Annotated in this window: 11 protein-coding genes; 6 read left to right on the top strand and 5 right to left on the bottom strand. The window is 51.9% G+C overall.

Going from position 1 to position 11,475, the window contains the following annotated elements; all coding sequences use genetic code 11:
• The first annotated feature begins 461 nt into the window (after nucleotides 1–461).
• Both AC0QH1_RS04690 and AC0QH1_RS04695 read left to right on the top strand, forming a co-directional pair.
• Nucleotides 462–2,555, top strand: coding sequence for a cation:proton antiporter (locus AC0QH1_RS04690; RefSeq protein ID WP_324629749.1), 2,094 nt, complete (start codon nucleotides 462–464; stop codon nucleotides 2,553–2,555).
• A 104-nt stretch (nucleotides 2,556–2,659) separates the two neighbouring features.
• The gene (locus tag AC0QH1_RS04695) at nucleotides 2,660–3,514 is read left to right on the top strand and encodes an endonuclease/exonuclease/phosphatase family protein (protein ID WP_324629750.1); all 855 of its coding nucleotides are present in this window, start codon (nucleotides 2,660–2,662) and stop codon (nucleotides 3,512–3,514) included.
• A gap of 73 nt (nucleotides 3,515–3,587) precedes the next feature.
• Here AC0QH1_RS04695 and mtnA read toward each other — a convergent pair whose 3' ends face one another.
• The 3 genes from mtnA to AC0QH1_RS04710 form a co-directional block, all read right to left on the bottom strand.
• On the bottom strand, nucleotides 3,588–4,646 hold the full coding sequence (mtnA, locus tag AC0QH1_RS04700; protein ID WP_324629751.1) for an S-methyl-5-thioribose-1-phosphate isomerase: 1,059 nt from the start codon (nucleotides 4,644–4,646) through the stop codon (nucleotides 3,588–3,590).
• Nucleotides 4,647–4,907: 261 nt separating this feature from the next.
• A complete protein-coding gene (gene dxs, locus AC0QH1_RS04705; protein WP_324629752.1) occupies nucleotides 4,908–6,812 on the bottom strand; it encodes a 1-deoxy-D-xylulose-5-phosphate synthase in 1,905 nt (634 codons plus the stop codon).
• A gap of 395 nt (nucleotides 6,813–7,207) precedes the next feature.
• Nucleotides 7,208–7,918: a PEP-CTERM sorting domain-containing protein gene (locus AC0QH1_RS04710; RefSeq protein WP_324629753.1), complete on the bottom strand. Its 711-nt coding sequence runs from the start codon at nucleotides 7,916–7,918 to the stop codon at nucleotides 7,208–7,210.
• Nucleotides 7,919–8,172: 254 nt separating this feature from the next.
• On the opposite strand from AC0QH1_RS04710, the gene AC0QH1_RS04715 reads away from it, so the two are divergent.
• Nucleotides 8,173–8,544 carry a VOC family protein gene (locus AC0QH1_RS04715; RefSeq protein WP_324629754.1) on the top strand — a complete coding sequence of 124 codons (372 nt, stop codon included), beginning with the start codon at nucleotides 8,173–8,175 and terminating at the stop codon, nucleotides 8,542–8,544.
• A 37-nt stretch (nucleotides 8,545–8,581) separates the two neighbouring features.
• Here AC0QH1_RS04715 and AC0QH1_RS04720 read toward each other — a convergent pair whose 3' ends face one another.
• A complete protein-coding gene (locus AC0QH1_RS04720) occupies nucleotides 8,582–8,893 on the bottom strand; it encodes a hypothetical protein (RefSeq protein WP_324629755.1) in 312 nt (103 codons plus the stop codon).
• Nucleotides 8,894–9,053: 160 nt separating this feature from the next.
• Nucleotides 9,054–9,728 carry a phosphoribosyltransferase gene (locus AC0QH1_RS04725; protein ID WP_324629756.1) on the bottom strand — a complete coding sequence of 225 codons (675 nt, stop codon included), beginning with the start codon at nucleotides 9,726–9,728 and terminating at the stop codon, nucleotides 9,054–9,056.
• A 321-nt stretch (nucleotides 9,729–10,049) separates the two neighbouring features.
• Here AC0QH1_RS04725 and AC0QH1_RS04730 point away from each other — a divergent pair, with 321 nt between their 5' ends.
• From AC0QH1_RS04730 to AC0QH1_RS04740, 3 genes are all read left to right on the top strand, one after another.
• Complete coding sequence (locus AC0QH1_RS04730) at nucleotides 10,050–10,757, top strand: uracil-DNA glycosylase (RefSeq protein ID WP_324629757.1); 708 nt, start codon at nucleotides 10,050–10,052, stop codon at nucleotides 10,755–10,757.
• Nucleotides 10,758–11,024: 267 nt separating this feature from the next.
• The gene (locus AC0QH1_RS04735) at nucleotides 11,025–11,210 is read left to right on the top strand and encodes a hypothetical protein (RefSeq protein ID WP_324629758.1); all 186 of its coding nucleotides are present in this window, start codon (nucleotides 11,025–11,027) and stop codon (nucleotides 11,208–11,210) included.
• A partial coding sequence (locus tag AC0QH1_RS04740; RefSeq protein WP_473154728.1) for a PIN domain-containing protein occupies nucleotides 11,210–11,475 on the top strand: 266 nt, incomplete at its 3' end. The genes AC0QH1_RS04735 and AC0QH1_RS04740, both read left to right, overlap by 1 nt.

An 11,475-nucleotide genomic window follows, 5' to 3' on the forward strand; every position in this document is an offset into this window, starting at 1 on the left:
CACCGATCGCGTGGTGGTGGTGAAATATAGCAGGTCTCTTTCTTGATGCGATCCGCTGCCGAATAGTCCCAACCGCGTCGGCACCTCCGAAGTAAAAAATTCGTTACCTCACCCATATGAGAACTGCCATAAAATACCGCGCCACCCCACGCTACCGCAGACCTCTCCCCCGCACAAAAGTCCTGCGATCGGCCTATAGTGCCTTCCCCACCGAAAAAAACAACCCGGCAGTTCATCCCCTATCGAAAATGCTATAGTGACCAAAAAACCGGCAAGCCGCACTTTCCACCAAACCCCTCCCCCCACCCATTGCAAAACCCCCCAGCCATCCTTGCATTTTCCTATCAAACTAAGCTATCTTTGTTCTAACTCCTGCAAGCTCCATGTAATGTTTTTATGAAACCTATTCTCCGTTAAAAACTCATTTTGTTTGCGCTTTGCTGGCCTTTAATGACACTCTTATGGAACAGATTTTAAGCTTAATTCCAGACGGTCCAATCGTTGAATTTACCATTCTCCTTTTGGTCATCTTGACCGTTCCCCCCATCTTTGAAAAACTTCGACTTCCCGGATTAGTCGGCTTGTTAGTGGCGGGGGTACTTCTCGGACCCGATGGCGCAGATTTACTCAATCCCGACGAGGACACGATGAAGTTGCTCTCGGACATCGGAAAAATCTACTTGATGTTCGTCGCCGGATTAGAAATCGATTTGGTTCAATTCCGCAAAACCAAAAATCGCTCGATGGGATTTGGCAGCGCCACCTTTTTGCTCCCCTTAATTACCGGGGCCTTAATCGGGCGCATTTTCGGCTTCGATTGGACGCCTTCAATTCTCATCGGATCTTTGCTCGCCTCTCATACCTTATTGGGATATCCAATCGTTAACCGCTTAGGCGTAGTGGGCAATGAAGCCGTCACCGTCACCATTGGTGCCACAATTTTCACCGATATTGCCGCCCTGCTGGTTCTCGCCATTTGCGTCTCCATCAATGCCGGCGAATTCTCCGCCTTCAGTCTGTTTTTGCAACTTGCCGCATTAGGGATTTATTCCTTTGCCGTATTGTTTGGGTTTGACTGGGCCGGGAAAGAATTTTTTCGGCGCACCGGTGATGAAGAAGGCAACCAATTTCTCTTCGTCCTGCTAGCAGTTTTTCTCGCTTCCGTCGGCGCGGAATTTATTAACGTGGATAAAATTGTCGGGGCCTTCCTCGCCGGATTGGCAGTAAACGACGTAGTGGGAAATGGTCCGGTGAAAGAAAAGGTAGAATTCGTCGGCAGTGTGATGTTTATCCCTTTCTTTTTTGTGGGGATGGGACTGCTGCTCGATATTAATGCCTTTGCCGAAACCCTCACCACCTCCTTGGGACTCACCCTGGCGATTGTGGTGGGCTTGATGGTCAGCAAATTCATCGCCGCCACCCTGGCAAAAGTAGTTTACGGCTACAAATGGCTCGAAGCCCTTACCATGTGGTCGTTGTCATTGCCCCAGGTTGCCGCCACCTTAGCCGCAGCCCTCGTGGGGGTGCAACAAGGCGTCATCGAACCGAAAGTGTTTAACGCGGTGATTGTCTTGATGTTGGTGACATCGATTCTCGGTCCGTTAATGACAGCGCGCTTTGCCAGTGGTTTGCCCTTACCGAAAACCAACTTCGAGAACTCCAACCGCGAGATCTGGTGGGAAACGGACCAGCATGAAGGAAAACTGCTGGATTTCAACGCCCAAAACGGCGGCGATCGCCCTTTTACCGTGGTCGTCCCGGTGTACAATCCCCTCACGGAACGCTATTTAATCGAAATGGCGGCACTGCTGGCCCGTCACGAATCCGGGCGCATCGTTCCCGTCTCCGTGGCAATCGCCCACGTCCACATGGATGACCCGCAACTCAACAGCGCCCTCAACCAAAGTCAGAAACTGCTCGATCGCGCCCTGGAGACCTCCAAGGAGTTTGGCGTCCCCGCCGAACCCGAAGTGCGAATCGATGACGATATCGCCCACGGAATCAGTCGCGTGGCGCGCGAACAAAGCGCCAGTCTGGTGGTGATGGGATGGAGTGCCACCACCAGCTTGCGCGCCCGGTTATTTGGGAATGTGATTAATGATGTGTTTTGGTCCTCCCACTGTCCCGTTGCGGTGATGCGCTTAATGGACGAACCGATTAACATTCATCGCATTTTGGTACCGGTGAAAAATTTGACCCCCCAAACCCTGCGAACGGTCCGGTTTGCTCAACTATTTGCCGATTCTAATGAAGGGGAAATTACCTTGCTTCACGTTTGCGATCGGCGCACCCCCCTCGACCAAATCGATCGCTTTGAATTCCAACTCTCTCAACTGGTTAAAGAAGGCGGACCGCAAGTGAATCTCTCTATCAAAACCGTTCCCCATGATGATGTGGCTAAAGTTATCCTGCGCGCCGCCGAATCGATGGATTTGGTTATTCTGCGTTCCATCCGCCGTCGCACTGCCGGTGGTTTAGCCATCAGTAATGTCACCAGCGAGGTGATTCAACAGTTGCACTGTTCGATGGTTCTGTTTGGCGAACCCCACTCCTAATCCCATTTTTTTCCATCCTCTCGTTCCCCCCAGCAACACCGGGCGGGGATTTTAATCCCCGCCGATTTGCTTCCCCACTCGAAAATCAATTCCCTCTGTTAACAATGGAATCTTCTGCCATCCAATCATTAACCCCTTGGAGATTCAACCGCGAAACCGGCGCTTGGGTGCCGGCAACTGATGCGCCCGAGAACATCATCGCTACCGAACTTACCGTCGCCACCTATAATGTGTGGTTTGCCGAATTTTGTTTTCGAGAACGCTGCAAGGCATGGTTAGAGATTCTGAAAACTTGTCACGCCGATGCGATCGCCGTGCAAGAAATCACCCCAGACTCCCTGGCGCTTATCTTGCAACAAGACTGGGTACGAGAACACTACTTTATTTCCGACATCACCGGGAAAACTGTTGACCCCTACGGCGTGGTTTTGCTCTCCCGCTTCCCCCTGCACAATTTATCCCTGCACCACTTACCCACGACCATGTATCGGCAATTAATTGTTGCCGATATTCTCCTCAACGGACACCCTTTGAAACTCGCCAGCGTTCATTTAGAAAGTCAAAAAAGCTCCACCGCCATCCGCGCCAAGCAACTGTCGTTAATTTTTCCCCAATTAGAAACCGCTCCAGCAGCGATTTTAATGGGTGATTTTAATTTTTGTTCGAGCTGGAACGAAAATGATAATTTAGACCCGCGATATGTGGATTTGTGGGCTAAATTAAGACCCGGAGAAGCTGGGTACACCGAAGACACGGATATTAATTTGATGAGACTGGAACAAAAAGGGAAAGAAAAACAAGTGCGGTTCGATCGCATTTTGCTGCATACCACAAAATCGGTAAATTGGCAACCCCAATCCATCGAACTTCTCGGCACCAAACCGATATTTCCCCACAATCCCCATGTATTTCCTTCAGACCATTTTGGCTTAGTGGCACGCTTGTCCCAACCGGGATAAGCCAACCCCCCGGTTGGGTGTTCTTTCACCGATGAGGGAACAGCGCCGCATTCCCTCATCGGGTGGGAAAACCCTACACCACTTGCTTTGCTTGAAACTGCTGTAAATTCCCAGGCGAAACCGCACCATATTCGGTTATAATTGCCGCAATTAACTCCGCAGGGGTTACATCAAACGCGGGATTGTAAAACTCCACCCCCGAGGGACAAATGGTTGTTTGGCCCACTCGAGCCACTTCCGAAACATCCCGTTCTTCAATGGGAATTTCACTGCCGTTGGGCAATTCAAAATCAACCGTAGATAAGGGGGCAGCGACGAAAAACGGAACCTGATGCGCTTGGGCAACAATCGCCAAATTGTAGGTGCCGATTTTGTTGGCGGTATCGCCATTTGCGGCGATGCGATCGGCCCCGACAACCACGGCATCAATCATGCCTTGTTTCATGCAATGAGCCGCCATGCCATCGGTGAGTAGGGTAACGGGGATGCCTTCTTGGATGCATTCCCAGGTGGTGAGTTTTGCCCCTTGCAGGCGGGGGCGAGTTTCGTCTGCATAGACTCTTTCGAGCCGATCGCGCTTCCTAGCCGATCGCACCACCCCCAAAGCGGTTCCATATCCTGCCGTTGCCAATGCACCGGCATTACAATGGGTCAAAATTCGCAGTTTTTCCGGCGTTGCGGGCAACACTTCCACCCCGCGATCGCCGATCGCCTCACAGGTTTGCAAATCTTCCCTTTGAATAGTTTTTGCCGTTTCCAGCAACAGAGTTTTCAGCGACTCCACCGATCCGAGAGTCTGGCGGGCGGTATTCAGCATTCTAGCGATCGCCCAAAACAAATTCACCGCTGTGGGACGAGTTTGGCGCAGGGTTTCCGCCACGGTTTCAAGCTGGGTCAAAAACGCAGTGCGATCGTGGGTTTGAATCTCCCGCGCCCCCAAATACAGCCCATACCCTGCCGCAACTCCAATCGCCGGTGCCCCGCGCACGATCATAGTTTTAATCGCTTCTGCCATATCCTCATAGCGGCGAATTTCCACCACCGTATGTTCTGCAGGCAGTCGCGTTTGGTCAATAAGAATCACGCGGTCTTCTTTCCACACCACGGGATACACAGGGGGATTTCCAGACATAACAAATCCACAAAAACTAGGTTAAGCGCTTCTAAGTTATTGTACTCGACCAGCCGAATCTATGACGAATAGTTTGCCAAAATCCCACCAGTTTCCGAATCAGGATGAGCCGGATGCCTCGCGTAAACTTTTCAATCCACAAAAAAGAGGCCAAAAAAGCGTAAATCCAGAGAAAGAGAACGCCGAAAAACCAGGCTTCCCGGGGTTCTCTTTCCCTGGAATTTGTAACGCTTTGATAGAGCGAATGACTCACTCAGTTAATTAACGGACAACAGACACCGGGGATTGGAAGGTTTGTAAAATGCGATCGGCCATTTGTGCAGGCGTCAAGTCCAGATCCGCCTTAGACTCATCGGGCTTCGCGTGATCCACCAACTTATCCGGTACGCCCAGACGCTGCACCGGCACGGTGATATTGTTATCCAGCAGAGCTTCCGCCACCGCCGAACCAAAACCGCCCATGATGCAGCCTTCTTCCATCGTCACCACCTTACCGATGCGTTGGGCCAGGGGTAAAATCAACTCCGTATCCAGAGGCTTGACAAACCGGGCATTGACCACCGTAGCTTCGATGCCATGTTCGCTGAGAATTTCCGCCGTTTGCATTGCCGGATGAACCATCGAACCGTAACCGAGGAGGAGCAGATCGTCGCCATTGCGAAGAATTTCCGCTTTGCCAATTTCCACCGGTTCCCAACCTTCATCCATCAGCGGCACACCATAACCGCTACCGCGAGGATAGCGCATGGCGATCGCGCCATCGGTGTAATTAATTCCCGTCACAAGCATCCGTTGCAATTCCGCTTCATCTTTTGGTGCCATCAGCACGATATTGGGGATGCAACGCAGATAGGCGATATCGTACAGACCTTGGTGCGTCGGACCATCCGCACCCACAATCCCAGCGCGATCGAGACAGAAAAACACCGGCAGCTTTTGGATGCAGATATCGTGAATGATTTGGTCGTAGGCCCGTTGCACGAAAGTGGAATAAATCGCCGCTACCGGGCGCATTCCCTCGCAGGCTAATCCCGCCGCCAAGGTCACCGCATGTTGTTCGGCGATGCCCACATCGACGTATTGTTTGGGCAGTTTTTCTTGCAGTTTGTTCAACCCAGTGCCGGTTGCCATTGCGGCGGTGATGCCGACAATTTTCGGATTATCTTCGGCGAGTTTAATTAAAGTTTGAGCGAAGACTTTAGAATAACTCGGGGGTTTGGGTTTATTGGAAGGAAGTGCCTTGCCGGTGGCGAGATTGAAAGGACTTTGCGCGTGATAGCCCACTTGGTCTTTTTCGGCGATCGCGTATCCTTTGCCCTTCACCGTAGCCACATGCACCAGCACCGGTCCTTCCATCTGATGCGCCTGAGAAAAGGTGGTCATCAGTTCTTCCAGATTGTGACCATCCACCGGGCCGATATAGGTAAAGCCCAATTCCTCAAACACCGCGCCCACTTTCGGCACAGCCAAGCGCTTCATCCCTTCTTTCAGCCGTTCCATTTCCGGCGTGAAGGTTTCTCCCACAAACGGCAGATGTTTGAACTGTTCCTCTAAGTTATCTTTGAGGAACTGAACCGGCGGGGAAAGGCGCATTTTATTTAGATAGCGAGGAATCGCACCCACATTCGGGGAAATCGACATCTCGTTATCGTTAAGCACCACCATCAAGTTCGTGTGGGGCAAGTGACCCGCATGATTGATCGCTTCTAGTGCCATTCCGCCAGTCAGGGCACCATCTCCAATCACCGCCACCACTTTATATTGCTCCCCTTGCAGGTCTCGCGCCAGGGCCATTCCCAATGCGGCGGAGATGCTGGTGGAGGCATGACCTGCGCCAAAGTGGTCGAACTTGCTTTCGCCGCGCTTGAGATAGCCGGCAACCCCGTCTTTTTGTCGCAGGGTGTGGAAGCGATTGTAGCGACCAGTAATCAGTTTGTGGGGATAGGCTTGGTGCCCCACATCCCAGACTACCTTATCGCGATCGAGGTCTAAGGTCTGGTAAAGAGCCAGGGTCAGTTCCACTACCCCTAGCCCCGGACCTAAGTGCCCGCCACTGGCGGCGATGGTTTCTAGATGCTTTTCGCGAATTTGTCGAGCAATTTGCTCGAGTTGATGAATCGACAAACCGTGCAACTGGTTTGGGTGTGTCAGTTCACTCAGATGCATATTGTGTACCCACTCTAGCGATCGTGCTTACTCGGATGTTTCCCTCGATCGACCGTCTTGGGATCGGTACGCCTGCCGTCCGGATGAGGGTCGATCCCCGGGCGATCGAGTCCCTTGACGGTCTCGAATCGGGGAGAGACTTAAATCAGTCCAGCTTAATGGAGTAATAAGTCCTGTTTAATTTACCAGCATAATAGCTGTTGTTCTTATTAATCTAGACCACCTGCCCCGATGAGGGGAACGGTCCGACAAAAAATCCCACCCCCAAATCGGAGGTGGGACTCTTGCTTAAACCAGTGGGATGAACCGCAAACGCCCTACCGAAACTCTTTCCAGCTTCCCTAGCCCTTTCGTGGCACTATTCTCGCAGCACTGGCGAAGGCGAGGGTCTTATCTTAGGCGGTTTCTTCGCGGCGACGACGGGTCAAACCCAAGGCACCTGCACCCACTACCAATGCCAATACCGTACCGGGTTCGGGAACGTCTTCCGGCTGCACGGATCCGTCTTTGCTGGTGCCTACTTTGATTTGATAGGCGAGACGCGATTGGGTCGGGGCCTCACCCAGCCAGCTCATAATCGAATCCCCAGACAGTTTGAAGCTATCGCCGGATAATCCGCCAATTCGCAGATATTCTACGCCGTCATCCGTATTGGCAATGGAAAAATCATCGATCGCCGTCTCGTCAAGAAATAAGTTGTTCACCTCTATACTGCTGCCCGCATTCACGGCCCGGGTGCGGATGAAGATATCGCTAAACGGATCCGTGGCGGTGTAGTCTAAGGTGACATCTCCCACGGTGTAGGTGACCAGACTATTGACCGCATCGTACATCAGCTCGAAGGCTTGCGCTACGCCATTGTCCCAGCTAAACTCAGCGGAATCTCCAGGAAGAATCACCCCTGGATGGTCTTCATGGATATCTAGCTCGAAGGTACTATTGCCGCCAATTCTCCCTTCGGCTACAAATGACAGCTCGTCGATGATGTCGTTAAATGCATAGTCGTCACTGACGCGACTGAGGGTAAAGGCATCTGCTGCCCCCGGTAAGGCACAGACTCCCAAGGTGGCCAGGGCGAGGCTGAATAATGATTTGCGTGGATTCATGTTGTTTTCTCCTACTCAGACTTGACGCTTGAGGCGCTTTCCCCCATCTGTCGATCTATTCCGCCAGTGCTTTTCGACCGCCTCATGTGCCACTATAAGCGCCTTATCCACTCCGAGTCACCCTACATAGGGCGATTTCATCAACTCTTTAAATAGCGGTTGGCAATGGTAAAGTTGAGATGAAGCGCTCGGGGCATTGGTGGGGAACTGACCCCCTGCTTGGCCTCGCGGATGTCTCGTTTCGGTTGCCTACCATGACTTGGCACTATCATCGGGGGTTTGTCACCCTATCGGCAGTGAATTTCGCGCCCCTGTTGGCGTTTTACACCCAATGGCTGGGAATCGAACCTCATGTGTTGATTCCCAATGTTTATGCTGAATTTTCCCTGCCCGGGTTGACTTTGGGCATTTTCCGCCCTAAAGCATCCCACGAGTCGGAATTTGCCCACCCGGGCCACAGCAGCATGAGTTTGTGTTTTGAAGTGGATAATTTGGAGGCGGCGATCGCCCATCTTCACACTTTAGGCTGTCCGCCCCCCGGCGAAATTTTCCCGGCCAAACACGGTCGCGAAATCTATGCTTGCGATCCGGCAGGCAATCGCTTGATTTTGCATCAATCTCGTTAATCCCAACCCCGTCAGTGGTAACTCGCTGCAGTTTGGCTCAAGTGCCGTACCCGTAAAACAACTGCGCCATACTACACAAGGCAAACAAGAGGGTTAAGACAAAAACTCCGGTTGCCTGAATCCTGCGGGTTCGATTTACCGGCGCGATCGCGGTTCTTACCCAAATTGAGGTTGCCGAACCCACCACATAACTGGTAAACAATACCAAATACGGCCAATCTTGAGGCCGTTGCACCCACATGACGGCCATAATTGCGGCTAAGATTAACATCAGCAGTTCCACCGCCCGAGGTGGATCGTCTTCCACCCAAATGAGGACTGTATTCCAATAGGTTTGCCAATTGCTCATTTCAATTATTCAGATAAAATTAATTCGCTTCTATTTTACCGATATTTCAAGAGCGAACATCAGTGGTAAATTCTCTCCCAAGTCTGCGCCTCGCTACTATTGAAAGGCCAAGTATTTTGCGCTCTTTCTTATCTTAATCGGTGGATTCCGAGAGGTTGGTTTAATCTCCGGATAGCCATTGCTGTTGTTGGTGTAAATTGGCGATCGCTTCTTCGATTTGCACCTGGGGAAATTGTTCGTAAAAGCGGCTGACGCTGAGGAAGGGTTGGGGGTTGGCCAAGACTACGAGGCGATCGCACCACTGGGTCAGCACTTCCATCAACTCGGCGGGTGCAACTGGCGTACAGATCCACACCTGGGCCGGTTGTTGCTTTCGCAACCCTTGGGCGGCAACTGCCATTGTCATGCCGGTGGCAATCCCATCATCCACCAACAGGGCGATCGCCCCTGCCGGCTGTACTTGCGGACGCCTCGAGGCAAATAAGGCTTCCTGGGCTTGTGCTTTCGCCGTCGCTTCCGCTTGCGCTAACCGTCGAAACCGAAACCGTCGCGATCGCTGTTTCACCCACAAGACTTGCCCATCTGCGGTAACAGCACCGATCGCCAGTTCGGGATTGTCCGGGCGGGTAATTTTTTTCGCCACCATAATATCCAACGGACAACCCAACCGCCGCGCCACCGGTTCGGCGACGGGCAATCCCCCACGCGGGAGGGCATAGACAATCGGCGGTTTCTCCACCTCTGCCGGATCCAGTTGGCTGATTTGCGCCGCGATCGCTTTGGCAAGTTGCTCGCCGGCTGCCCTGCGATCGTAAAATAATGGGGCAGGTGTCATTGAATCCTCCAGCCCTTAGCTCCTTTTCGTTGCCTCTATCATCTCTGATTCTGTACCCCATGCTTGACAAATTGTCTCTTTTCCCCTGCGGCAGGGTAGTCTAAAACCCAGGGCACCGGAAACGCACAACTACAGCCAAAGGCACCCGCGCATGAAACGCGATCGGCAATTGGCAATCGGGAAGCAGGCGGCAATCGCAATATCCAATCCTACCTTCCCGCGTTACCAGCACTTTGCGCGATCGAGCCGACGCGAGGCGACGCCGACGAAAGCGTAAAGCAACATAATTTGCACGCTTGCATAACATACTATCAACTGAGAATGAGCGACCCGAAGCAACTCAATCTGTTCGATTTTTCCGATGCATCGGAACCGACCCCAGAACCATCGGTGGATCGAGATTGGATTCCGTTAGATGGCAAAGTCCCCATTCCACCAGGAACCTATGAAACCATCGAGCAGATGGCTAACCACTGTCACCGATGCCAGCGATGTGAATTGGGAGGGAACCGCACCCACGCCGTCATCGGACGAGGCAATCTCCACGCCGCGATCGCGATCGTCGGCGAAGCGCCCGGACAACGCGAAGATGAAACCGGCTTGCCCTTTGTGGGCAAAAGTGGCGAACTGTTAGAAAAAATTCTCGCCTCGGTCAACCTCAGCACCGATCGCGAGGTCTATATCTGCAATGTCAATAAGTGCAGACCCCCAGGCAACCGCACCCCCACCTCCGACGAAATCGCCGCCTGCAAACCTTACCTCCTCGAACAACTTCGCCTCATCAATCCGAAAATTATTCTCTTAACTGGCGCAACTGCGGTTAAAGGGTTGCTTGGCGACAAGCGCGGCATTACTAAAATTCGCGGTCAGTGGTTCCCCTGGGAAGGGCGACTCTGTATGCCGATTTTTCACCCCGCCTATCTCCTGCGAAACCCCTCCCGGGAAAAAGGCTCTCCCAAATGGCTCATGTGGCAAGATATCCAAGCAGTACGCGCGAAATTAGACGAATTGTCAATAGCTGAGGGTTGAGAGGCTACGGAGGTTACACATTTAATTTGCATATTCCACCCAAAGGCGATCGGGCAATTTGTCGCCCTGGCTAGCTGCGTGACCCCCCCCCGCCAAAATTGAACAATTCTCCCACGGATTGGCAGCCGGGGGTCACGCACCCTACGTAGGCTATCTGAAGGGAGAACCTCTACAGCAGTAGCAAAAGCGTTACAATAATTCTGAAATAATAGCGGAGGCAATCAAGCCATGAATTTAGAACAAGCCGTTTTGTAAACCTTGCGGGAATTGACACCGGATAAACAGCAAGAAGTGTTAGATTTCGCCAAGTTTCTTCATCACCAAACCACTCCTAAACACCCCTTAAAGAGCGTCAAAGGGTTGTGTGCTGACTTAGCCGTAGATATTACCGAAAAAGACATCACCCAAGCCCGAAAAGAAATTTGGGGTAATTTTCCCAGGCAGATTGTTTGATGCTATCAGTCGTAGCAGATACCCATACCCTCATTTGGTATGTTTTTGATTTACCCAGATTGTCCCCCGCAGCATTAACTGCATTAGAACAAGCGGCTAATGGAGGAGATTTTATCTACTTTTCGGCAATTTCCATTGTAAAAATTTCGGCTCTACTGAACTTACTATGGAAAGTTGCGACCAAAAACGCAATCAAACCTTTGCCAGCAGCAATATTGAGTCCTCTGCAAATTTCTTTCCTTATCAAGAACAGGCAAGGCTGGCC

This window comes from Phormidium sp. CCY1219, assembly GCF_055795085.1.